The 22,353-nt window shown below is 68.4% G+C and carries 22 protein-coding genes and 1 CRISPR repeat array; of the genes, 13 read left to right on the top strand and 9 right to left on the bottom strand.

Going from position 1 to position 22,353, the window contains the following annotated elements; genetic code table 11:
• Positions 1–11 precede the first annotated feature (11 nt).
• Complete coding sequence (locus FNM00_RS05760; RefSeq protein WP_221933613.1) at positions 12–1,778, bottom strand: acetyl/propionyl/methylcrotonyl-CoA carboxylase subunit alpha; 1,767 nt, start codon at positions 1,776–1,778, stop codon at positions 12–14.
• A 191-nt stretch (positions 1,779–1,969) separates the two neighbouring features.
• On the opposite strand from FNM00_RS05760, the gene FNM00_RS05755 reads away from it, so the two are divergent.
• Positions 1,970–3,136 (top strand): acyl-CoA dehydrogenase family protein, encoded by a 1,167-nt coding sequence (locus FNM00_RS05755; protein WP_143912328.1) that lies wholly within the window; start codon positions 1,970–1,972, stop codon positions 3,134–3,136.
• Positions 3,137–3,197: 61 nt separating this feature from the next.
• On the opposite strand, the gene FNM00_RS05750 is transcribed toward FNM00_RS05755, so the two are convergent.
• The 3 genes from FNM00_RS05750 to FNM00_RS05740 are packed head-to-tail and all read right to left on the bottom strand — an operon-like array spanning position 3,198 to position 5,616.
• Entirely contained in the window at positions 3,198–3,788 is a 591-nt protein-coding gene (locus FNM00_RS05750; protein ID WP_221933618.1) for a Maf family protein, read from the bottom strand.
• Complete coding sequence (locus tag FNM00_RS05745; protein WP_143912324.1) at positions 3,782–4,015, bottom strand: acyl-CoA carboxylase subunit epsilon; 234 nt, start codon at positions 4,013–4,015, stop codon at positions 3,782–3,784. The genes FNM00_RS05750 and FNM00_RS05745 overlap by 7 nt, the downstream gene beginning before the upstream one ends.
• Positions 4,012–5,616 carry an acyl-CoA carboxylase subunit beta gene (locus tag FNM00_RS05740; RefSeq protein WP_143912322.1) on the bottom strand — a complete coding sequence of 535 codons (1,605 nt, stop codon included), beginning with the start codon at positions 5,614–5,616 and terminating at the stop codon, positions 4,012–4,014. The genes FNM00_RS05745 and FNM00_RS05740 overlap by 4 nt, the downstream gene beginning before the upstream one ends.
• 17 nt (positions 5,617–5,633) lie before the next feature.
• Between FNM00_RS05740 and FNM00_RS05735 the strand changes: the two genes are divergently transcribed.
• From FNM00_RS05735 to purE, 5 genes are all read left to right on the top strand, one after another.
• Positions 5,634–6,461, top strand: a complete 828-nt coding sequence (locus FNM00_RS05735; RefSeq protein WP_143912321.1) for a biotin--[acetyl-CoA-carboxylase] ligase — start codon at positions 5,634–5,636, stop codon at positions 6,459–6,461.
• Between the two features lie 138 nt (positions 6,462–6,599).
• Entirely contained in the window at positions 6,600–7,121 is a 522-nt protein-coding gene (locus FNM00_RS05730; protein WP_143912319.1) for a PH domain-containing protein, read from the top strand.
• Positions 7,105–8,097, top strand: a complete 993-nt coding sequence (locus FNM00_RS05725) for an adenylate/guanylate cyclase domain-containing protein (RefSeq protein WP_246065079.1) — start codon at positions 7,105–7,107, stop codon at positions 8,095–8,097. The genes FNM00_RS05730 and FNM00_RS05725 overlap by 17 nt, the downstream gene beginning before the upstream one ends.
• A gap of 34 nt (positions 8,098–8,131) precedes the next feature.
• Positions 8,132–9,286: a 5-(carboxyamino)imidazole ribonucleotide synthase gene (locus FNM00_RS05720; RefSeq protein ID WP_342778535.1), complete on the top strand. Its 1,155-nt coding sequence runs from the start codon at positions 8,132–8,134 to the stop codon at positions 9,284–9,286.
• Positions 9,283–9,780, top strand: coding sequence for a 5-(carboxyamino)imidazole ribonucleotide mutase (purE, locus tag FNM00_RS05715; RefSeq protein ID WP_143912316.1), 498 nt, complete (start codon positions 9,283–9,285; stop codon positions 9,778–9,780). Before FNM00_RS05720 ends, purE begins: the two co-directional genes overlap by 4 nt.
• Here the strand turns inward: purE and FNM00_RS05710 are convergent.
• Genes FNM00_RS05710 through FNM00_RS05695 form a run of 4 tightly spaced genes read right to left on the bottom strand, consistent with a single transcriptional unit; the run spans position 9,771 to position 12,526 of the window.
• On the bottom strand, positions 9,771–10,394 hold the full coding sequence (locus FNM00_RS05710; RefSeq protein ID WP_143912314.1) for an MSMEG_1061 family FMN-dependent PPOX-type flavoprotein: 624 nt from the start codon (positions 10,392–10,394) through the stop codon (positions 9,771–9,773). The two genes, purE and FNM00_RS05710, sit on opposite strands and share 10 nt — an antisense overlap.
• 10 nt (positions 10,395–10,404) lie before the next feature.
• The gene (locus tag FNM00_RS05705) at positions 10,405–11,013 is read right to left on the bottom strand and encodes a hypothetical protein (RefSeq protein WP_221933612.1); all 609 of its coding nucleotides are present in this window, start codon (positions 11,011–11,013) and stop codon (positions 10,405–10,407) included.
• A 50-nt stretch (positions 11,014–11,063) separates the two neighbouring features.
• Complete coding sequence (locus tag FNM00_RS05700; RefSeq protein ID WP_143912311.1) at positions 11,064–11,954, bottom strand: DNA-3-methyladenine glycosylase family protein; 891 nt, start codon at positions 11,952–11,954, stop codon at positions 11,064–11,066.
• A complete protein-coding gene (locus tag FNM00_RS05695; RefSeq protein ID WP_185972999.1) occupies positions 11,951–12,526 on the bottom strand; it encodes a DnaJ family domain-containing protein in 576 nt (191 codons plus the stop codon). Before FNM00_RS05695 ends, FNM00_RS05700 begins: the two co-directional genes overlap by 4 nt.
• A 292-nt stretch (positions 12,527–12,818) precedes the next feature.
• Positions 12,819–13,821: direct repeats of the CRISPR family, unit length 28 nt; unit sequence GTGCTCCCCGCACGAGCGGGGATGATCC.
• Between the two features lie 419 nt (positions 13,822–14,240).
• On the opposite strand from FNM00_RS05695, the gene FNM00_RS05690 reads away from it, so the two are divergent.
• The 5 genes from FNM00_RS05690 (at position 14,241) to FNM00_RS05675 (ending at position 17,378) form a co-directional block, all read left to right on the top strand.
• A complete protein-coding gene (locus FNM00_RS05690; RefSeq protein ID WP_246065078.1) occupies positions 14,241–14,852 on the top strand; it encodes a trimeric intracellular cation channel family protein in 612 nt (203 codons plus the stop codon).
• Between the two features lie 48 nt (positions 14,853–14,900).
• Positions 14,901–15,416, top strand: a complete 516-nt coding sequence (locus tag FNM00_RS05685) for a mycothiol transferase (protein ID WP_143912308.1) — start codon at positions 14,901–14,903, stop codon at positions 15,414–15,416.
• Positions 15,417–15,427: 11 nt separating this feature from the next.
• Positions 15,428–16,159, top strand: a complete 732-nt coding sequence (locus FNM00_RS05680) for a GNAT family N-acetyltransferase (RefSeq protein ID WP_246065077.1) — start codon at positions 15,428–15,430, stop codon at positions 16,157–16,159.
• A 151-nt stretch (positions 16,160–16,310) separates the two neighbouring features.
• Positions 16,311–16,463: a hypothetical protein gene (locus FNM00_RS18800; RefSeq protein WP_185972997.1), complete on the top strand. Its 153-nt coding sequence runs from the start codon at positions 16,311–16,313 to the stop codon at positions 16,461–16,463.
• A gap of 150 nt (positions 16,464–16,613) precedes the next feature.
• A complete protein-coding gene (locus FNM00_RS05675; protein WP_246065076.1) occupies positions 16,614–17,378 on the top strand; it encodes a methyltransferase domain-containing protein in 765 nt (254 codons plus the stop codon).
• Between the two features lie 29 nt (positions 17,379–17,407).
• Here the strand turns inward: FNM00_RS05675 and FNM00_RS05670 are convergent, their stop codons facing one another.
• Positions 17,408–18,409: a fatty acid desaturase family protein gene (locus tag FNM00_RS05670; RefSeq protein WP_246065075.1), complete on the bottom strand. Its 1,002-nt coding sequence runs from the start codon at positions 18,407–18,409 to the stop codon at positions 17,408–17,410.
• 462 nt (positions 18,410–18,871) lie between these two features.
• Here FNM00_RS05670 and FNM00_RS05665 point away from each other — a divergent pair, with 462 nt between their 5' ends.
• Both FNM00_RS05665 and FNM00_RS05660 read left to right on the top strand, forming a co-directional pair.
• Positions 18,872–19,411: a hypothetical protein gene (locus FNM00_RS05665; RefSeq protein WP_143912300.1), complete on the top strand. Its 540-nt coding sequence runs from the start codon at positions 18,872–18,874 to the stop codon at positions 19,409–19,411.
• Between the two features lie 125 nt (positions 19,412–19,536).
• Positions 19,537–22,335, top strand: a complete 2,799-nt coding sequence (locus FNM00_RS05660; RefSeq protein WP_143912299.1) for a helix-turn-helix transcriptional regulator — start codon at positions 19,537–19,539, stop codon at positions 22,333–22,335.
• Positions 22,336–22,353 lie beyond the last annotated feature (18 nt).

Below are 22,353 nucleotides of genomic sequence, written 5' to 3'. Positions count from 1 at the left end.
TCGGTCGGAGCTCAGGCGTCCTTGATCTCGCAGATCACGGCACCGGCCGAGACGGTCGCGCCGACCTCGGCGTCCAGCGAGGTGATGACGCCCGCCTTGTGCGCGGTGATCGGCTGCTCCATCTTCATCGCCTCGATGACCAGCACCTGATCGCCCTCGGCGACCTCCTGGCCGTCCTCGACCGTGAGCTTGACGACCGTGCCCTGCATCGGCGAGGTGAGGGAGTCGCCGCTGACGGCCGCGCCGCCGCCGGAGCCTGCCTTGCGCTTGGCCTTCTTCTGCGCCGCCGCGGGGGCGGCGGCAGCGCCCAGACCGCCGGGCAGGACGACCTCGACGCGCTTGCCGCCGACCTCTACTGTCACGCGCTCGCGTTCACCGGCCTCGTCCGCTTCGCCGGCGGCACCGGAGTACGGCTCCAGCTGGTTGTCGTAGTCGGTCTCGATCCAGGTGGTGTAGACGTCGAAGGAGCCGTTCTCGGCGGTGTACGCCGGATCGTTCAGCACGCTCGCGTGGAAGGGGATCACCGTGGGCATGCCGTCGACCACGAACTCCGCCAGGGCGCGTCGCGAGCGCTCGATCGCCTGCTGGCGCGTCGCGCCGGTGACGATGAGTTTCGCGACCAGTGAGTCGAAGGCGCCGGGGATGGTCTCGCCGACCACATAGCCGGAGTCGACGCGCACACCGGGTCCGGCCGGCGGGTCCCACGCGGTGAGCGTGCCCGGCGCGGGCAGGAAGCCGCGGCCGCCGTCCTCGGCGTTGATCCGGAACTCGATCGAGTGTCCGCGGATCTCCGGGTCGTCGTAGCCGAGCTCCTCACCCGCCGAGATACGGAACATCTCGCGGACCAGGTCGAGACCGGTGACCTCCTCGGAGACCGGATGCTCGACCTGCAGGCGGGTATTGACCTCCAGGAAGCTGATGGTGCCGTCGCTGCCGACGAGGAACTCGCAGGTGCCCGCCCCGACATAGCCGGCCTCGCGCAAGATGGCCTTACTGGACTCGTAGAGGGTCGTGAGCTGCTCGTCGCTCAGGAACGGCGCCGGGGCCTCCTCGACGAGTTTCTGATGACGCCGCTGCAGCGAGCAGTCTCGGGTCGAGACCACCACGACATTGCCGTGCTTGTCGGCAAGGCACTGGGTCTCGACGTGGCGCGGCTTGTCGAGGAACTTCTCGACGAGGCACTCGCCGCGGCCGAAGGCCGAGACGGCCTCGCGGACCGCGGACTCGTAGAGGTCAGGGATCTCCTCGATCGTGCGAGCGACCTTCAGGCCGCGGCCACCGCCGCCGAAGACCGCCTTGATGGCGACGGGGAGACCGTTCTCCTGCGCGAACTCGACGACCTCGTCGGCGCCGGCGACCGGATCCTTGGTGCCGGGAGCGAGCGGAGCCTTCGCGCGCTCGGCGATGTGCTTGGCCTTGGCCTTGTCGCCGAGGGCCTCGATCGCGTCGGGGGAGGGGCCGATCCAGATCAACCCGGCGTCGATGACGGCCTGGGCGAACTCGGCGTTCTCGGCGAGGAAGCCGTAGCCGGGGTGCACGCTGTCGGCGCCGCTGCGCTCGGCGGCGGCGATGATCTTCTCGATGGAGAGGTAGGAGTCGCCGGGCGTGGCTCCCTCGAGCGAGTAGGCCTCATCGGCCAGCCGCACGAACAGCGCATCGCGGTCGGGCTCGGCGTAGACCGCCACACTACCGATCCCGGCATCCCGGGCCGCGCGGATCACTCGGACCGCGATCTCGCCACGGTTGGCGATGAGTACCTTCTTCAACGGCGTCGTCACATGAACTCCTTGTCGTCGACGCAGCAGCGGCTGCAGGCCGAGTCTAGGGCGTGCGCTCGGTACGAGGTGTCCCAGGTCTCAGGTCATGAGCGTCGCGTGATCCGGGTCACGCGCGCGCCGTGCCCTCGACCCCGTGCGTTGAGGCGGCGAGCGCTTCCCGCAGTTCAGTTAATGGGTGTTAACCTGACCGCATGGACTTCGAACTGTCGCGTGAGCACGAGGACTTCCGGCATGTCGTGCGCGACTTCGCTGCCGAGCGCATCGCCCCGTACGTGGCTCAGTGGGACCGGGACCATCACTTCCCGGTCGACGCGATCCAGGCGATGGGGGATCTGGGGCTCTTCGGGTTGACCGCGCCGGAGGAGTACGGGGGAGCGGGCGCGGACTTCACCAGTCTGTGCGTGGCCATCGAGGAACTGGGCCGCGTCGACCAGTCCATCGGCATCACGCTCGAGGCCGGCGTCGGTCTGGGCATCAGTCCGATCCTGACCTTCGGCTCCGACGCGCAGAAGGAACGCTGGCTGCCTGACCTCGTCGCCGGCCGTGCTCTCGCCGGCTTCGGCCTGACCGAGCCGGGGGCGGGCTCCGATGCCGGCGCGACTGCGACCCGAGCGGTGCTCGACGACGGGAGCTGGGTGATCAACGGCAGCAAGCAGTTCATCACCAACTCCGGCAGCGCCATCACGTCGCTCGTCACCGTCACGGCTCGGACCGGGGAGCGCGAAGGCGGCCGCCCGGAGATCTCCACCATCATCGTGCCCAGTGGGACGCCCGGATTCACCGCAGAACGCGCCTACGACAAGCTCGGCTGGCACATCAGCGACACCCATCCGCTCACCTTCACCGATGCCCGGGTGCCGGAGGACCACCTGCTCGGGGAGCGGGGACGCGGCTACGCCCAGTTCCTCGCGACCCTCGACGATGGCCGGGTCGCCATCGCCGCGCTCGCGGTCGGGCTGATCGAGGGCTGCCTGGAACTCTGCCGCGACTACGCGGGGGAGCGACACACCTTCGGCGTCCCCATCGGCAGCAAGCAGGGCGTCGCCTTCCAGATCGCCGATCTGGCCGTCATGGCTGCCGCGGGCCGTGCGCTGACCTACCGTGCCGCGGCGATGAAGGACGCCGGCCGGACAGGTCCGGAGTTCAAACAGGCGGCCTCGATCGCCAAGCTCTACACCTCTGAAGCCGCGGTCACGGCCACGCGCGTCGCCACGCAGATCTTCGGCGGGTACGGCTTCATGGAGGAGTACCCGGTCGTACGCTTCTACCGCGACGCCAAGATCCTCGAGATCGGCGAGGGCACCAGCGAGGTGCAGCGGATGCTCATCGCTCGCGGGCTCGGGCTGCCGGTGGAGTAGGAAGGGGAGCGAGACCGTCGCCGCAGAACGGCAGACCGCGCGTCGATCCCCCCGAGTTCGGTCAGCGAACACTCCACAGATCGGTCCAGACGATATCGAAATCGTGCAGCATGTCGCGCAGAACCGGCAGGCTGAGACCGGTCACATTGTGGTGATCGCCTTCGATGCGGCTGATGAAGGCCCCGCCGAGACCGTCGATGGTGAAGGCCCCTGCCACCTGCAGAGGTTCGCCGGTGGCGACATAGGCATCGATCTCATCGTCCGTCACATAGGCGAAGTGGACCCGCGTGGCCACGGAGCGGACGACCTCATCGTCACCCAGGCGGACACAGTGCCCGGTATGCAGCACTCCCGCATTGCCACGCATGGCTCGCCACCGTTCGCGAGCGACCCGCGGGTCATGGGGCTTGCCCAGCGGCTCGCCATCGAACTCCAGGACCGAGTCGCAGCCGAGCACGAGGCGATCGGGATGATCGACCGCGACCGCTCGACACTTCATCTGCGCGAGCGACGATGCCAGCTGACCAGGGGTGGCCGCCAGCACCTCGGTCTCATCGACTCCCGAGACGATCACCTCGGGTTCCACCCCTGCTCGCCTCAGCGTCTCCAGCCGCGCCGGGGAGGCTGAGGCGAGCACGAGAGGAGTCACCAGGAGCTCGCCCGCCACTGGCCGGGGCCGACACGCAGCGCGGTGCGATGCTGCCGCGCGGGGTGGCCCCACTCGGAGCGGACTCGACGTGGGCGACGGGCAGCCGCATGGGCGGCCGCCGCGTTGCGCACGGAGACCACCGCGACGAGTGCGGCGAGCTCCTCCTCGGTGAGATCGCCCTTGACGACCCGAAGAACCGGGCGCGGCTGATCCTGCTGCTCGTCGCTCACAGCGGGATGTTCCCGTGCTTCTTGGGCGGCAGCGACTCACGTTTGGTGCGCAGCAGGCGCAGTGCCTTGGCGACCTCCGCGCGGGTGCTGCTCGGCCGGATGACGGCGTCGACATAGCCGCGCTCGGCCGCCACGTACGGATTGCACAGCGTGTCCTCGTACTCGGTCATGAGCTCGGCGCGACGGGCGTCGGGGTCATCGGCTCCGGCGATATCGCGGCGGTACAGGATGCCGACCGCGCCCTGGGCGCCGACGACGGCGATCTGGGCGGTGGGCCACGCGAGGTTGACGTCGGCACCCAGGTGCTTGGAGCCCATCACGTCGTAGGCGCCACCGTAGGCCTTGCGGGTGATGACCGTGACGAGCGGGACCGTGGCCTCGGCGTAGGCGTAGATGAGCTTGGCGCCGCGGCGGATGATGCCGTTCCACTCCTGATCGGTGCCGGGCAGGAAGCCGGGCACGTCCACGAAGGTGAGGATCGGGATGTTGAAGGCATCGCAGGTCCGCACGAAACGGGCCGCCTTCTCCGAAGCGTCGATGTCGAGCGTGCCGGCGAACTGCATCGGCTGATTGGCCACGACGCCGACGCTGCGGCCCTCGACCCGGCCGAAGCCGATGACGATGTTCGGGGCGAACAGCGGCTGGACCTCGAGGAAGTCCTGATCGTCCAGGACGGTCTCGATCACCGTGCGGATGTCGTACGGCTGGTTGGCCGAATCCGGGATCAGGGTGTCGAGGGCGAGATCGTCGTCATTCGGCTCGAGGTCGATGACCTCGTCGAAGGGCTCGGGCTCCTCCATGTTGTTCTGCGGGAGGAAGCTGATAAGCGCCTTGACGTACTCGATCGCGTCTTCCTCGTCGGCACCCATGTAGTGGGCGTTGCCGCTCTTGGTGTTGTGGGTGCGCGCGCCGCCGAGGTCCTCCATCGAGACGTCCTCGCCGGTGACGGTCTTGATGACGTCCGGGCCCGTGATGAACATATTGGACTTCTGGTCGACCATCACCACGAAGTCGGTGACCGCGGGGGAGTAGACGTGCCCGCCGGCGTTCGAGCCCATGATGAGGCTGATCTGCGGGATGACACCCGAGGCGTGCACATTGCGGCGGAAGATCTCGCCGTAGAGGCCCAGGGAGACGACGCCCTCCTGGATGCGGGCGCCGGCGCCCTCGTTGATGCCGATGATCGGGCAGCCGGCCTTGATCGCCAGGTCCATCACCTTGGTGATCTTCTCGCCGTAGACCTCGCCGAGGCTGCCGCCGAAGACGCTGAAGTCCTGACTGAACACGCAGACCTGGCGGCCGTCGATCGTGCCGTAGCCAGTGATCACACCATCGCCGAGGGGCCGGTTCTGATCCAGGCCGAAGGCGGTGGCGCGGTGCCGGGCGAAGGCGTCGAGCTCGACGAAGGAGCCCTCGTCGAGGAGCTGCTCGATCCGCTCGCGGGCGCTCTGGCGGCCCTTGGCATGCTGCTTCTCCGCGGCGCGCTCGGCGATCTCGACGGTGGCCTCGTGGGTGCGGCGCTCGTGGTCGGCGAGCTTGCCCGCGGTGGTGTGGAGCTCGGGATGTGCCTCGAGCTGGACGTCGGGTGCTGCGTCGGTCATGTGGCTTACCTTAGACCGTGACCTTCTCGCCCCCACCCGGTCCCTGTGATCTGTCCCGCAGTCCCCTCGCCGCCGACGAGCTGCGAGCACGATTGACGCACACCCGCTGGCGTGGCGACATCGTGGCGCCGGAGCGGACGTCGAGCACGAACACCGACCTCGCGTCGATGGCTCGGGACGGCGCCCCAACAGGCTCGGTGGTCGCCGCGGATCGACAGGACGCCGGCAAAGGACGGCTCGGTCGCAGCTTCGCGCTCCCCGGCCGATCGGGGATCGCCGTCTCCGCGCTCATCAGACCGGTCGTTCCCATCAGCCGCTGGAGTTGGCTGCCCCTGGTCGCGGGACTCGCGGTCGACGATCTCGTGCGTGCCCGTGGGGTACGCGGTGGCGGGATCAAGTGGCCGAACGACGTCCTCGTCGACGGCCGCAAGATCTGCGGCATCCTGCTCGAACGCGTCGAGACCCCGGGGCTCGCCGCCGGCGCGGTGATCGGCATCGGGCTCAACATCGCCGCGCGTCGCGACGAGCTCCCGACCACGACGGCGACCTCTCTCGCCCTGGAAGGCGCACGCGACCTGGACCGTCGGGCCGTCCTGGTCGAGCTGCTGGAAGGCCTCGACCACTGGCTCACACGCTGGGAGGATCCGCGCCCCGACGCGATCGAGGCGATCCGCGAGACCTTCCTGGAACGATGCGTCACGCTGGGCCAGCACGTGCGCATCGAGCGGCCGGGAGGCGACCCCTTCGTGGGCACGGCCGAGACCGTCGACGGCGACGGTCGGCTCATCGTGGACGGCACGCCGTTCAGCTCAGGCGACGTCGTCCATGTCCGGCCGGCCAGGTGAGACGGTCGTGTCGTGAACATTCCCGCCGCGATACGCACATGACAGAATCGGCCTCATGAGCGAGCGTAGCGAGCGATCGGCCGTGGAGATCATGCCGGCGTCTGCCCATCCTCGACGTTTTTCTTGGCAGGTGCCGGCATGAGCCTGTCTCGCAAGCTCCTTCTCGACGGAGAGGAAGTCGTCGAGGAGACGCGCACCCACATCAAGGTCCTCTTCGTTCCGTTCCTGCTCGGACTCGTGCTCATGGGCGTCGCCGGATTCGCCGTCGGCTTCATCGGCTCGCGCGGCGACGGCTGGGCCCGCGGCATCGTCATCGCGGTCGCCGCGGTGCTGTTCGTCATCACGACGCTGATCCCGTTCCTGCGCTGGTACCTGTGGACCTACACGCTGACGAATCTGCGAATCGTCGAGCAGCGCGGCATCCTCACCCGCACCGGCCGGGTGATCCCGCTCATGCGCATCAACGACGTCAACTACGAGAAGCATCTGAACGATCGCCTCCTCGGCTGTGGCACGCTCGTCGTGCACGATGCGTCGCAGCAGGAGGGGCTCAAACTCCACGACATCCCGCGCATCGAACGCTTTCACCGCACCGTGAGCGGGCTGGTCTTTGACGCCCACGACACGCATCAGGAGGTTCCTCGTGGCGAATCGAGCTGATGAGCGCGACGAGCTCGTCTCGCTCATCCTCGGCTCCCGGCTCGAGCTGACCAGCGACGAGGTCGCCGAGAAGGGCGGCCTGTCCCCGGAGAACACCCGGCGTCTGTGGCGCGCGCTGGGCTTCCCGGACCCGGGGGAGGATGCCGCCTTCGGCGAGTCGGATGCCGAGGCGGTCGCGATCGTGGCCTCCGCCATCGACCATGGTGTGCTCGGTGAGGACACCATCTTCCGGCTGACGCGCGCCGTCGGGCAGACGATGGCACGTCTGGCCGACTGGCAGGTCTCGACGCTCGTCGACCAGCTGGAACACGATGTCGACGAGGGACGTGCCGGCAACCGCATGGAGGCGGCGATGGCGCTCGTCGCCACGGCCGGCCCGGCCTTCGAGCAGCTCATGATCCACGCCTGGCGACGCCACCTGGCGGCCGCCGCGTCCCGACTCGAGGCTCAGGGCGCGCTTGACGAGGAGTTGCTCTCCACCACGATGTCCGTCGGTTTCGCGGACCTGTCGCGATTCACGGCGCTGTCGAACGAGCTGGACGACGCCGGCCTCGCCCGGATCGTCGAGACTTTCGAGACCCGCGCCACCGACCTCATCACGTCGCACGGCGGCCGGGTCATCAAGACCCTCGGCGACGCCGTGCTCTACGTCTGCCCCGATCCGGTCCAGGCGACGCGTATCGCGCTCGAGATCGTCCGACGGTTGTCCACGAGCGACGGGCTGCCCAGCCTGCGAGTGGGACTGGCCACCGGATCGGTGTTGAGCCGCCTGGGCGATGTCTTCGGACCACCGGTCAACCTCGCGGCCCGGCTCTCTCACGTCGCCCGGAGCAACCGCGTCCTCATCGACAAGACCACTGCCGACCGGCTCGGCGACGACTTCGAGACGCGGGTCCTTCCGCCACGCCTGCTGCGCGGGTTCGGCAATGTCTCGCCGATCACGGTGTCGGAGCGCCGCGGCTTCCGCAGCCGTTGAGCTGGCCGCCACGGGGCTCGCTAGGGTGATACCCGTGCCTGAACTCGCTGTGATCGGTGGCGGACAACTCGCCCGGATGATGCAACAGCCCGCCATCGCACTGGGTATCGACATCCGCCTGCTGGCCGAAGGGCCGGATGTGTCGGCCGCCCAGGTGATCGTCGACCACGAGGTGGGGGACTACACCGACCTGGAGGCGCTGCGCCGGATCGCCGCGGGCGCCGACGCGGTGACCTTCGACCACGAGCACGTGCCTCCGGCCCATCTGCGGGCGCTGCAGGACGAGGGAGTCGCCTGCCGTCCCGGCCCGCAAGCCCTGATCTACGCCCAGGACAAGGGCGACATGCGGCTCAAGCTCGATGAGCTCGGAGTGCCAGGCCCCCGTTTTCGCATCGTCGAGCCCGATGCCGAGGCGCCCGATCGGCTCCGTTCCTTCGGGGACGAGATCGGCTGGCCCTTCATCGTCAAGACCACGCGCGGCGGCTACGACGGCAAGGGGGTCTGGCGGGTCGATGCGGTCCATGACCTGGATGACCCGCTTTCCGTGGTGCGGGAACGCGGCGCCCGGCTGCTGGCCGAGGAGCTCGTCCCCTTCACACGCGAGCTCTCGGCCCAGATCGCCCGTCGGCCGTCCGGCGATACGGTCTCCTATCCGGTGGTCGAATCTCGTCAGTCCGACGGCATCTGTGTCGAGGCCATCGCGCCGGCCCCCGGTCTGGACGATGAGCTCGCCGAGGCCGCGAGCCGTATCGCCCTGACCGTCGCCGAGGGGCTCGATGTCGTCGGCATGCTCGCGGTGGAACTCTTCGAGACCGAGGACGGGCGCGTGCTGGTCAACGAGTTCGCGATGCGCCCGCACAACACCGGTCATTGGAGCATCGACGGCGCACTGACGAGTCAGTTCGAGAATCACCTGCGCGCCGTGCTCGATCTGCCCCTCGGCTCACCCCGGCCGCGCCAACCGTGGACCGTCATGGTCAACGTGCTGGGCGGTAGCGTCACCGATCTGCGGGCTCAGCGCGCAATCGCCCTGGCCGCCGAACCCGATGTCAAGATCCACCTCTACGGCAAGTCCGTGAAGCCGGGCCGTAAGGTCGGCCATGTCACGGCCGTGGGCGACGATCTCGACGATGTTCTGGCGCGTGCTCGCCGCAGCGCCGCTGTTCTCACCGACGGAGGAGAGCAATGAACCCACGACCACGCGTCGGGATCGTCATGGGGTCGGACTCGGATTGGCCGACGATGCGCGCGGCCGCGGACGCCTTGGCGGAGTTCGACATCGCCTACGAGACCGACGTGGTCTCGGCCCACCGGATGCCGACCGAGATGCTCGACTACGGTCGCGAAGCTCACGGCAGGGGTCTCGAGGCGATCATCGCCGGAGCCGGGGGAGCTGCGCATCTGCCCGGCATGCTGGCCGCCGTCACCCCCCTGCCGGTCATCGGCGTGCCCGTGCCGTTGAAGTATCTCGACGGCATGGATTCGCTGCTCTCGATCGTGCAGATGCCGGCCGGAGTGCCCGTCGCCACCGTCTCGATCGGCAATGCCCGCAACGCCGGGCTGTTGGCCGTGCGCATGCTTGCGGCCGGGGATACCGAGTTGACCGAACGTGTTCTGCGGTTCCAGGAAGGTCTCGCCGATGCGGCGCGCGCGAAGGGCGCCGCGGTGCGCGATCAGCGATAGAGATTCGCCGCGTACTCCGGGCTCTCGTAGTAGGCGACCACATCGGCGAGGGGCTCATCGGCGCGCTCCAAGGCGTGCGCGATCCGCGCCCGCGAGGGGACTGACTCCACGTCCCACGACTCCGGGTCCCAGAGCCGAGAACGCAGGAATGCCTTGGAACAGTGGAAGAAGACCTGTTCGATCTCGACCTCGCAGATGATCTGCGGGCGGTGCCCTTTCACTTCCAGGCGGTCCCGGTAGGGGGCGTCGCGCAGCAGCCGCGCGGTGCCGTTGACCCGGAGGGTGTCGCCGCGTCCCGGGACGACGAAGATCAGCCCGATGTGCGGATTGGTCAGGAGATTGACGAAGCCGTCGGCACGGCGGTTGCCGGGACGCTCGGCGAGCGCGAGATGGCGGTCGTCGAGCACGGTCGCGAGATGGCCGGCGGGATCGCCCTTGGGCGACACGTCGCAGCTGCCGTCGGCGCCGCTGGTCGCCACGAGGCAGAAGGGCGAGGCCTCGATGAAGGTCCGATGGACGTCGGCCAGCCGGTCACGGTCCTTGTCGCGGATGCGCGGGTGCGGTTCTCCGAGGATCTCGCGTAACTCGCCTTCGGTCCTGATCTGGGCGTCCATGCTCGGCACTCTAACGGGTGTCGTCATCGCGGACGATGCTCGTCACGCTGGTCAGGGACGGGCTGCGGGGTGCGGAGGAGAATCCGAAGGAGACGGGCGGTCTCAGCGGTGCGAGCGTGCCGAGGGAGGCACCGCGCCAGGTTCCGGTCGCGGCGACGATGGCACGGACATCGTCGGCGGCGTACCACTCGGTCCGGTCGTTTCCGGCCGTCCCGTGGGTACGTACGCCTGGCTGCACGATGCGTGCGACTGGGTCGATGGCCTGGGCCCACGTTTCCTTCTCACGGAGCCCGGAGGGGACGAGGTGAAGCAGCGCGCCGAGCAGTCGACGTCTGCCGACCTGCCAGTCGAGGGTGAGTGCTCGATGCCGGACCGCCCAGAGCGCGTTGTCGACGGTGAGGGTCACTGGTGCGATGTCGACGGAGTCGAAGGTATAGGTGGCTGACACGTAGTCGGCGGTGTCGGGCGTGGGAGCGAGGAGGGTTCGGTGTCCGGTGGCTTCCTCGACCATCACATCGCAGAAGCGACCGAAGGGGGAGTGCTCCCACACGCCGACCACGAGCCGGGTGCCTGAGGTGGTGCCCATGCCGGCGATATGCCCGACGAATCGTTGCTCCACGCGTCCAGTGTCAGACGGTTCGCGGGGTGCCGCTCGTTGAGGAGCTCACCCTAGTGGGCGCGGTAGTCGACGCGGGCGCGCCGGGGACCTCGACGGGGGACTCTGATGTGGAGCGCGAGGAGACGCAGGGCGCGATATCGGTGGGGCGCGTAGGGGGCGAGCAGGTGGGCGATGGTGGCGTCGTCGTCGACGATGCGTCCGGCGAGGGCCGTCCCGACGAGGCGTCCGAGGTGGTAGTCGCCCCACGGCACGGCATCGCTGTCGCCATGGACCCGGACGATCGTCTCGGCGATGGTCCAGGGGCCGACGCCGGGGATGGGGGAGAGGCCTGCCGGCAGGCGTTCGGAGGGCAGCTGTTGAAGTCGCTCTCCGACGCGGACCGCCGCCTGGATGGCGCGGTAGCGCTGCGGTCCCACGCCTGCTCGGTGCCATTCCCAGGCGGGGATGGAGGACCAGCCGGTGGCGTCGGGTGGGGCGAGGAGCCCGGCGGGCGCCGGGCCGGGCGCGGGGGTGCCCGCATGGCGCAGGATGCGGCTCCAGGCGTTGAACGCGTCCACGCCGAGGACTTTCTGCTCGATGATCGCGGGGACGAGGGCGTCGAGGACGCGCAGCGTTCGCGGCAGGCGTAGGCCTGGCGTGCGGCGGTGGAGGTCGGCCATCAATGCGTCCGAGGGGGTGAAGCTCTCGGGATCGTCGGCGGCACCGAGCAGCTCGGGTAGGCGGTGTGCGGCCCATTCGGCACCGGGACCCCATACGTCGGCTTCGACGAGGGAGGGCGTGAGCTGCCGGAGGCGTAGGGTGGCGGGTCCTTCTGGCGAGCGGACAGCGTTCCAGATCTCGTCGCCTCGTCGCCGGAATGTCGGGTCGTACTGACCACGTCGGAGCGGGCTCAGGGAGCGGTGGAGGTCGTATCGGCCTGGGAGCTCGATATGTAGAGTCATGCGCTCCGGCGCCGGAGCCAGCGCCGGCGTGGTGACCGACTGGTCGGCGTGTCGTCATGGCGCTGCGCAGCGACACGACGGTGTTCGGCGCGTTCTCGCCAGGCCGTGACCTCGGCCTCGACGTCGCGCAGAGGGGTGACGACCGGTGGGCCGCCGAGGAGCTGCCGCCGGGCCTCGATGACGCGGGCGTTGAACGATTCGATCTCCTCCCGGACTCGCCGTTCCGAGGAGATGGCGTCGAGGAGACTGCCCAGGGCTGCGTCGTCCTTGCGCAGTTGCAGTGCTGGGGGAAGGACTCCGCTGACGCGTTCGCGTTCGATGAGCTGTTTGACCCACCAGTCCGGGTCGTTCCTGAGAAGCCGGTCGGGCAGGGGCTTGCCGGCGTAGGGGAGGTTGTCGAAGTCGCCGCGAGCCATGGCTGAGCGGATCTGCTGGTCGATCCACAACGGTTGCGCTTCGAGACGGCGTTCGCGGCCCGCTTCGTACTCGCTCTGCTCAGTTTCGGAAGCCGGCGGGTCCTCGTCACCGATGCGGTAGCGCATGGCGCGCTGACGGCTGTCATCACGCGTCATCGAACCACCTCGCCTCCAGGTTACGTCCGCGGTCATGATCAGGGTCGCCATCGGTGGTTGCGTTTCCATTGTCGGGTGCCGGGTCGTCGGAATTCGGGGATGCCGTCTCGGGGGTTGATGCGGCATTCGAGGTATCCGGCGTGGTGGGGGTACCTCCCTGCACGGAGCGCAGCGGAGTGCTCGGGGGAGTCGCCGTAGACGGGGATGGCGTCTTTCACAAACGAGACGTGGGCGTGGTAGAAAAGTGATGCCGAAACCGCTCCTCGACGTGTGTTTGCGCAGGTCAGCAAGCGTGCTCCCCGCACGAGCGGGGATGATTGCGTGGCGAAGTCGATTTCGCCAGCGGACGCCATGTGCTCCCCGCACGAGCGGGGATGATTGGCTGTTCGGCCATGCGCTCGGCGTCCTGTTGCCGTGCTCCCCGCACGAGCGGGGATGATTGTCCACGCCTATCCCTCCGGTGGGGGCGACTAGTGCTCCCCGCACGAGCGGGGATGATCCTTGCGCGCGTCAGCTTCTACCCCTGCCCACGAGGTGCTCCCCGCACGAGCGGGGATGATCCCGTGGGTGACGATCCAGGTCGCCGCAGCAGCGAGTGCTCCCCGCACGAGCGGGGATGATCCCGCTCGCTTTGAGGGCGTGATGATCCTGGGCAAGTGCTCCCCGCACGAGCGGGGATGATCCGGAGGGCCGGCTGATCCTCGATGACGACACCGAGTGCTCCCCGCACGAGCGGGGATGATCCCGCCGGTGATGCTACGTCGGTGGTGCTGCGGTAGTGCTCCCCGCACGAGCGGGGATGATCCCCAGGCGGCCGGTGACCCGTCGGGGTACTCGGCGTGCTCCCCGCACGAGCGGAAATGATCCCTCGACGAACTCGGAGCTGTCTGCTTCCTCGCTAGTGCTCCCCGCACGAGCGGGGATGATCCGAGACGAACGCGCCGATGGCGCCAAAGATGGGCGTGCTCCCCGCACGAGCGGGGATGATCCTCACGCGAGTCCGGCTGCGAGTCGGCGCACGCCGTGCTCCCCGCACGAGCGGGGATGATCCGAGCAGCACGCCGGCTAGCGCCCGGGCGACGATGTGCTCCCCGCACGAGCGGGGATGATCCGGGGAAGACGGCATGACGATCACCTACGCGCCAGTGCTCCCCGCACGAGCGGGGATGATCCCATCGACGACGGGTTCGCCGACCACCCGAAGGTGTGCTCCCCGCACGAGCGGGGATGATCCCGGTGCCGTCGACCCGGTGGGCACCGCCCGCACGTGCTCCCCGCACGAGCGGGGATGATCCCGAGAACCAAACGAACGCGATTTGGGATGCTGCCATGCTCCCGCTCTGCCGGGGATCGGTGAGGCCGCCGGTGAGCTGTTTCCTGCGCCGCGTGGGACGGAGGGTGTGATTCCGTGGCTGCCGGGGCAACCACAGAAGCACATCCTCCGTCGGGCGAGAACGAAGGATGTGACTTCGTGGTGGTCAGGGCAACCGTGGAAGCACATCCTTCGTCCCACGCGCGACGGTTTCCCCATGCATCGCCTCGCGAGTCTCCTGCCCGGGCCGTGAGTGATCGCCGCGGATGGGCGGTGAGCCATCCCGCACTCCGACGACGAAAGTGCGTGACAGCTCACCGCCCACGGGCGAGATGCGGGATAACTCACCGCTGGCGCTGGGGGAGCGGAGGGTGAAGCTGTGGCGCGCCCTACGATGTCGTGGTGACTGCAACCGTCCTCGCGGTGCTGGAGTTCTCGGGCATCTTCGTCTTCGCGATGACCGGCGCTCTCGTCGGGGTCCGTCGGGATTTCGACATCGTCGGTCTCGTCGTCCTGGCCATGATGACCGGTCTCGGCGGAGGGGTCCTCCGCGATGTGCTGCTCGGCGTCAACCCGCCGGTCAACATCGGTAGCTGGGAACGGCTGCTGACCGCGACTCTCGCGGCCGCGCTGATCTTCTGGCAGCACGACCGCGTGCTGCGTCGAGAACGTGTCGTCATGCTGCTCGATGCCGTCGGTCTGGCGACGTTCTGCGTCACCGGCACGATCGCCGCCTTGAGTCACGACATCACGCCCGCGACGGCGGTGCTGCTCGGAGTCCTCACGGCCGTGGGCGGCGGCATCGTCCGCGATGTGCTGTCCGGGCGCACGCCGGTGGTCTTCAGCGGCGAACTCTATGCGATCCCCGCGATCGTCGGTGCCACCCTCACGACGGTGGCCGAGGCGTTCGGCGCGGCCGGGATCGTGTACGTGGGGCCGGCACTGGTGTGCCTGGGCTTGCGCCTCGTGTCGATGCGCCGCGGATGGTCGGCGCCGGGCGCGCGTCGACGGTAGGAAACGCAGCGGATGGCAGGGGAGAGCGGTCGGTCGTAGCGTGGAGACATGGTCACCACAGCAGCTCTCCTTGACGATGCCTTCACCCGGATCGAGTCGGCCGCGGCCGCGGCCCTCGGCAATCTCTCGCGGGACGAGCTCGCGGAACGTCCGGGAGGAAACAACTCGATCGCCTGGCTGGTCTGGCACCTGGCCCGGGTGCAGGACGACCACATCGCCGACGCGTGCGGAGGCGCTCAGGCGTGGGTCGCCGAAGGATGGCACGAGCGATTCGACCTGCCGGTGCCCGTCGAGGACACCGGCTACGGATACACCAGCGAGCAGGTCGACTCGGTGGTCGCTTCAGCCGATCTGCTCGCCGGTTATCTCCGAGCGGTGACTGAGCGGACACGACGCTATGTCGCGACGTTGCGCGATGAGGACCTCGATCGGATCGTGGACGAGCGCTGGGACCCGCCCGTGTCACTGGCGGTCAGGTTGGTCAGCGTCATCGCCGATGGCCTACAGCACGCAGGACAGGCCGCCTACGTGCGCGGCATCGTCACCAGCCGAGGCGGTCATTGACCTCGCCGTACATGATTCGCGCCGTCTCCGGGGAGGGGGCGCAGCTGTGCGCCGCTGGAATCTGGGCTCGCGCGACCGCCCGACGCGACGGCGTCGATCCGCAGGACACAGCGAGCGTGGTGCGGGGGATACGGTCCGCGCTCTCGGCGCCCGGCTCCTCGTTGCAGATCGCTGATGACACCGACCATCCGGTCGGCTTCAGCGTCATCGTCCCGCACGAGGATCGGCTCGAACTCCGGTATCTCGCTGTGGAGCCCGCGAAATGGGGACAGGGCATCGGCACCGCGCTCCTGCACCACCTTGGTGAGGAAGCCGCACGACAGGGCTTTCCAACGCTGGAGCTATGGGTGATCGACACCAACGACCGGGCGATCGCACTGTATGAGGCCACTGGATGGCAGGACACCGGCGACGTCGCCGTGCGCCATGCGCATGGCCCCGTGGAGCGGCGGCTGATACGGCACCTTCAGCCGGAGGGGGATCGGACGTCGTGGGTCACGCTGACCCACGACTGGTCGCGCGATGTCGACATCGCCCACCTCGACGAGGCGCGACGGTCGGTGGGGGACATCGGCGTGGAGCAGGTGGTGCACATGATCCTCGAAGTGCTGGCCTACGCCGATGACGAAGCCGAGGCGCAGGGCAGGATCGGCACCGCAATGGTCCGTATCCACCGGTCGAGTGTCACTGTCAGCGACGACGGACGGGCACCGACACGCGTCGAGATGTCGACGGCACGATGATCCGCAAGCCGGTCATGGCCACGCCCGACGTCCGGTTCTACGCTGCCGCCACGCCACCGACGCTTCCCGATGGCGCGCCCAGACGCGGCATGTCCACTGTGGCTGCGGTGTGCGAGGAGCTCGTGCATGAGAACCGGCGCAGCGACGGCTCTTGGTCCCAGAGCTATCGCTATGGGATGCGCATGGCACCACGGTCCATCTGCGCGGCCTGCCGCCCACCGCGGTGTCCGCGATCGACATCGGGGCGCTGAAGGGCTTCGTTGGTCGATACTGCCGTCTCGCCGTCGACGTCGTGGTGGACTGATCCGCGGGTGGCCGTGGCGTTCGCGATGTCCACGATGCGACCGGGTCCTCGACGGGGCTGGGGTCCACCTGGCATCGTCTCGGAATATGAGCGAGAACGTCTCGGATAGTGAAATCTTCCCGCTACACGCATGGACACGAGCGTGCCACCTTGGCCTCGCATGGTGCGCGCACGGCGGCGAACTCCGCGGGCTATCTCCTTCCGGTGCTGCGGCAGGGGATGAGCGTCCTCGATGTCGGCTGCGGCCCGGGAACGATCACTCTGGACCTCGCTGAGATCGTCGCACCGGGTGTCGTGGTGGGAATCGAGAACGTGGAGAAGCCGCTCGTCGCGGCCCGCGCGGGTGCTGCCGAGCGAGGGGACACCCGTACCCGCTTCGAGCTGGGTGATGTGATGGCGCTGCCCTTCGAAGACGACAGCTTCGACATCGTGCACGCCCACCAGGTGCTTCAGCACCTGACCGATCCGGTCGGCGCGCTCCGGGAGATGGCGAGGGTGGCCAAGCCCGGCGGCTGGGTGGCTGCCCGCGACGCCGACTACGCGGCCATGGCCTGGTATCCAGAACTCCCGGAGCTGGAGGAGTGGCGGACTATCTACCGTCGAGTGGCACGGGGCAACGGCGCCGAGCCCGACGCGGCCAGGCGGATGCGCACCTGGGCCCAAGCGGCAGGCCTGACCGATGTCCGCTACACGGCCGGTACATGGAACTACGCCGATTCCGAGACCTGCCGATGGTGGGGGCATAGTCAGGCCGAGCGGTACTCCGCCGAGCTGTTCGCCGAGCAGGCCGGTCGCTACGGTGTCACCGGTGACGATCTCGTCCGGATCGCCGCCGGCTGGCGGGCCTGGGGAGAAGAGCCGGACGCCTGGTTCGCGATCGTGAACGGGGAACTGCTCGCGCGCCTTCCCGAGTGAGCCGCCGCGGCGGGGCAGCGGCCTGTCGATCAGCGCATCTCGCGAGCGAGAGGACAGTCGAAGGGTGCGCGGGCACGAAGGCCCACGTCGTTGAGGTATCTGATGACGATGCCGTAGGAGGTGAAGAGCGTCTCTTCGGTATAGGCGATGCCATGGCGGCGGCAATAGTCGCGGACCAGGGGCTGGACGCGCTTGAGAGTCGGTCGGGGCATGCTCGGGAAGAGGTGGTGCTCCGTCTGGTAGTTCAACCCGCCCATCGCCCGGTCGATGAACCAGTTCCCTCGGACATTGCGTGACATCAGGACCTGGCGCCGCAGGAAGTCGATCTTCATGGTGGCCGGCACGATCGGCATGCCCTTGTGGTTCGGCGCGAAGGATCCGCCCAGGCAGAGGCCGAATACCGCCATCTGGACCGCGAAGAAAGCCGCGGCGATCCCGGGCGGGAGCAGCAGCACCAGGAGCGCGACGAACGCCGCGAGGCGAGTCGTGACGATGACGAGCTCGAGTCGTCTCCACGGCAGCTGCTGACGGGGGAGTAGCGCGCGGATGCTCGAGGCATGCAGGTTCAGCCCTTCGAGGGTGAGCAGCGGAACGAAGAACCATCCCTGACGCCGCGCCAGCCACCCGGTGAACCCGGTGCGAGACTCGACGATGTCGCGGGTGAAGGCGATGGCCCCAGGGGCGATGTCGGGATCGTATCCCTCCTTATTGGGCGCGGCATGGTGCTTGTTGTGCTTGCCTCGCCACCACCCGTAGCTCAGCCCGGCGAAGGCCCCGGCCAGGATGCGCGCGGTCCACGCGTTCGCGGCGCGGGAGGTGAAGATCTGCTGGTGGGCCGCGTCATGTCCGAGGAAGCCGAACTGGGCGAGGACGATCCCCATCACGGCCGCCGGGATCAGCTGGAACCACGAGTCGCCGATGAGCACCACCGCTGCCCAGAGCGCGGCGAAGGTCGTGACGGCGACGGCGATCTGGCGGTAGTAATACGCGGGTCGCTTACGCAACAGGCCTTGGTCGCGGACCTCGTGCATGAGCCCGGTGTAGAGATTAGTGAACTCATCCGCCGATCGCACTGCGCCGGAGGATGGTTTACCGCTGGTGTAGAACATGGTAGGCCGCCTTCTGCGGGCCCTTTGCCTGACACTCTGAAAGGTTCGACGCGCGCCTCCAGCCTACGCGCTGGAGCCACCTACTGCTGGTCGCGAGGGAATGGGTGACGCGCGCTAGACTGCAGGTAGGTGGCAACCAGGCCACATCTCCTTCGAACACCATGTCGCGTAGATCGAGTACACGATCCGCGGGTCTAGTACCACGGCCAGCACGTCGATGCGGCCGCGACGAGAACGAATCGCCGTGTGTCCGTTCCGGCTCCCAACACGCTTGGGCACAGCCGCGGTATCCATCGCCGGCGACGTGTCGTCCGGTGTCTATGCGAAGGCCTTTCTCTCCGTGGCTTTCGGCGGCGGAGGAACACGGCAGAAGTGGGGGACACGATGTCCGCATCCGCATCCGCGTCCGCGGCGATGAGCCCGCTGAGACTCACCGAGGTACTCGTCGGTGGCCTGCCACCTGATGTCGGTGTCCCCGGTGGGCCCGACCGCTATACCGTGCCGATCGTGCTCTCACGCCGGGTCACCGGGGCGGAGAAGAGCCGGATCGAAGGGCACGCCGTCCGCGAGGAGCTCGGTGCGGCCGGCTATCGGGACATCCGGCTGGCGGTCGCCGATCGGCGACTCATGGTCACCGAGACCACTCTGCGTGAGCTCGCCGCCGGGCTCGGCTACCACCTCACGCGTGTGATCGACGACGCCGTCCAGCAGATTCACGACGAGGACGATGCGCGCGACCGGCGGGCTCGCGACGCCCAGACTCGGGAGGCGAACAGGCTTCAGTCGCTCACATCGCAGGCCGCACTCATCGACTTCCAGGCGGCGCCCAGGGTGAACCCTGCCGCGGAGGACGAAGGGGAGCGTTGGGACGATGACGGAGGGACACCGGGTCGTGCCGAGAAGGCTTCTCTGGACACAAGTTGACATAATGTGCATTATCGGATCGATCTAGAGTGGAGCCCGGACCACGCAGCGCCTAGGGAAAAATGGTTCTCTCGGGCCCCTGAAACAGGCCGAATCAGGCCTATGACTGGGGTTAACATGAGCCCATGCTTCGGGACTCGCCGTATTCGCCTGCCTTCGAGCGGCGACGGTTCGCCGCCGATGTCGTGCAGAAGGCGGTGGCCCAAGGCGGCCTCACGCTGCTGGTCGAAGGCATGGCAGGCATGGGAAAGACCTTCCTCCTGCGCGAGCTCGGCATCGCCGGCCAGGAATCCAGTTCCTGGCCGGTCTACTTCGCCAATGCCGACGAGATCGAGTGCGGCGAGCCTTACAGCTTCATCGAGCGCTTCGCTGCCAGCGGCCTGTTCGACGGCTGGGACTTCGAGCCCGACCGTGAGACGCAGCCGATCCCCGTCGCCCGCGAGTGCCTCCGCCGCTTCCGTGAGAACGCCGCTGACGGAGCCGTGGTGCTCATCGACGATGTTCAATGGATCGACACAGAATCACAGCGGGTCCTGCGGTACGTCATCCCCCGCATCCATCGGCGCCATGTCCTTCTCGGCTTCGGGGCCCGGACTCCCTACGAGCAGGGGTCCTTCGGACAGGTGCTCGCCGAGCTCATCTCCCACAGCCCGCAGGACCTGGTCCACCAGATCGACCCGCTCACGACCGACGAGATCCGCGCCTTCGCCGCCGACCGCCTGGGCACGGGCGTGTCCGCGCGCACCGGCGAGCGGCTGCTCAAGGCGACCAGCGGCTCGTTCCTGCGCCTGGACGCGATCCTGCGTCAGCTGACACCCGATGAGGTGGCCCACCTTCACCTCATCTGGGATCTGCCGATCCGCGGGGCGACCAGCGACGAGAATCCGCTGCTGCACGGCTTCCGTGAGCTGAGCGCGCCGGCGCGCGCGACGACCGAGATCGTCTGCCTCGCCGGACACGAGATGTCCCGCGCCGATCTCCATGCCGCGGCGGATCTGCTCGGCGAGCCGGTCGAGCTGTCCGAGCCCAGCGCAGCGGGCGTGCTCAGCGAGTCCGGGTTCGGTGCCACCATCGTGCCTCGGCATGCTCTGGTCGCGCAGGCCATCCGCGACACGATCGCCGCCGACCGGGTCCGCGCGATCTCCCGCGCCCTCGCCACGATTACCTCGGGCTATCGTTCGGTCCGCCACGCTCTGAAAGGCGCGGAGCAGTGGTCAGAAGAGCTCGGCAAACAGGTCAACTACTACGTATCGGAGGCCCTCGATCACGGTGGATTCGGCAACGCCTCGGACATCCTGCGGACCGCGCTCGATCTCGCCGACGACACCGCCACGCGCCAGGAACTGCTGATCAGCCTCGCCGTGGCACATATCCGCGGCAAGACCGGCTATCTGATCCTCGACCTCGCCGACGAATACGAACGGCTCCCCCCGTCCACGCTGCGCGACTTCATCCTCATCGTGCTCGCCGCCCACCGGGTCGAGAGCGAGCTCCCCCAGGAGCAGGTGATGGCGTTGCTCGCGCTGGAGAGCTCCGACCCGGACGATCGCACCGTCTCGGCCTTCCTGTCCTTCCTGGTGGTCATCATGACGATGCGCACGAACGACCCGTCCATGGTTCCGTTGCTCATCGACCACGCGCGGACCCTCTTCGAGAAGGCACCCGCCGATGCCGTCGAGCTCGGTGACGCACGTCTGGCCTGGATGGTCGCGCCCCAGGAGTATCTGGTGCTGCTGGACTGCTATCGCACGGTGCACGACCAGCGGATGTTCGAGTTGCCGGCCGTCGCCGAAGCGCTTCCCGAGCTGGAACGACGGATCGAGGAGATGCCCGACGGTCCGCTGAAGGTCGACAGCCTCGTGGCCGTGAGCGGCGCCGAACTGGCCCTCGGCCGCTTCGCGGCCGGCGAACGTCTCGCCCGCCGGGGTGTGGAACTCCTCGATCGCGTCAGCGAGCCGTGGGCGGCCGGCACGGCCCGGCTCATCCTCGCCGATTGTCTCGTCCTGCGCGGCGACTACGCCGAGGCGGGCACCCTCATCGATCTTTCCGAGGAGATCGCCTTCGATGCCCTCGATGTCGAGACACGGCCGACCTTCGCGGCCTTGCGCGCCATCATCGCGGCAATCCGCGGCGGCCGCGATATCGAGCGCCATCTCGAGCTGGCCCGGCACCAGCACGAGATCATGTGGGAGGGCTACGCGGCGGACACCGCCGTGATGGCCGAATGCGAGGCGGCCCGTGCTGCGGGCGACCCCGAAGGAGTGCTGCGCGCGAGCCAGGGGCCGACGGTCGACCGGCTGTCCAATACCCACCGCGGCTACCTCACCTACCGTGTTCTGGCCCTCATCGATCTCGGACGACTGGATCAAGCGGCCGACCTGATCGAAGAGCTGGCTGCTTGGCGGGACGTCCATTGGCTCGAGTACTGGGGCAGCCTCGACTGGTTGCGCGCGCGGCTCGCCGAGGCCCGCGGTGACGCGTCGACCGCGCGGCGCCACTATGAGTCCGCCGTCGCGGTCGACGGTCTCCCCCTCCCGCAGGCGTTGACCTTCGCCGATTTCGGCGTCTTCCTGAACGAGCAAGGCGCTCACGAGGAGGCACGTCGGGTGACCGAGAAGGCCATCGAGATCCTCGAACGCCTCGGTGCCGAGGCCTATCTGTCGGCCGTCCGTGCCCGCTTCTCCCCCGCGTCGCCAGCTGCTCAGAGCCCCGCCGCGCGTCTCCTCGCCACCCTCACGGACCGTGAACGGCAGATCGTCGAGCAGCTCGCCGAAGGACGCTCGAACAATCAGATCGCCGAGTCGATGGTCGTGTCGGTGGCGACGGTGCGCTCGCACGTCTCCAATGTGCTCCGCAAGCTCCGCTTGTCGTCACGGGGCGAGGTGGCGCGCCTGCTCCGAGAGGCCGGGGCGACGCCGGAGTAGCCCGCTGTCCGGCGCCGC

The sequence above is a fragment of the Aeromicrobium piscarium genome, assembly GCF_007421815.1.
In the GTDB taxonomy this organism is placed as follows: Bacteria; Actinomycetota; Actinomycetes; order Propionibacteriales; family Nocardioidaceae; genus Aeromicrobium; species Aeromicrobium piscarium.
The sequence above is the reverse complement of the archived record's forward strand: the minus strand, read 5'-3'. Positions and strand labels throughout refer to the sequence as shown.

Coding starts and splice junctions, on each gene's coding strand:
- FNM00_RS05665 (WP_143912300.1), top strand. CDS start 18,872: ATGTCCGCATCCGCATCCGCGTCCGCGGCGATGAGCCCGCTGAGACTC.
- FNM00_RS05755 (WP_143912328.1), top strand. CDS start 1,970: ATGGACTTCGAACTGTCGCGTGAGCACGAGGACTTCCGGCATGTCGTG.
- purE (WP_143912316.1), top strand. CDS start 9,283: ATGAACCCACGACCACGCGTCGGGATCGTCATGGGGTCGGACTCGGAT.
- FNM00_RS05710 (WP_143912314.1), bottom strand. CDS start 10,394: ATGGACGCCCAGATCAGGACCGAAGGCGAGTTACGCGAGATCCTCGGA.
- FNM00_RS05685 (WP_143912308.1), top strand. CDS start 14,901: ATGGTCACCACAGCAGCTCTCCTTGACGATGCCTTCACCCGGATCGAG.
- FNM00_RS05660 (WP_143912299.1), top strand. CDS start 19,537: ATGCTTCGGGACTCGCCGTATTCGCCTGCCTTCGAGCGGCGACGGTTC.
- FNM00_RS05740 (WP_143912322.1), bottom strand. CDS start 5,616: ATGACCGACGCAGCACCCGACGTCCAGCTCGAGGCACATCCCGAGCTC.
- FNM00_RS05680 (WP_246065077.1), top strand. CDS start 15,428: ATGATTCGCGCCGTCTCCGGGGAGGGGGCGCAGCTGTGCGCCGCTGGA.
- FNM00_RS05700 (WP_143912311.1), bottom strand. CDS start 11,954: ATGACTCTACATATCGAGCTCCCAGGCCGATACGACCTCCACCGCTCC.
- FNM00_RS05670 (WP_246065075.1), bottom strand. CDS start 18,409: ATGCACGAGGTCCGCGACCAAGGCCTGTTGCGTAAGCGACCCGCGTAT.
- FNM00_RS05730 (WP_143912319.1), top strand. CDS start 6,600: ATGAGCCTGTCTCGCAAGCTCCTTCTCGACGGAGAGGAAGTCGTCGAG.
- FNM00_RS05695 (WP_185972999.1), bottom strand. CDS start 12,526: ATGACGCGTGATGACAGCCGTCAGCGCGCCATGCGCTACCGCATCGGT.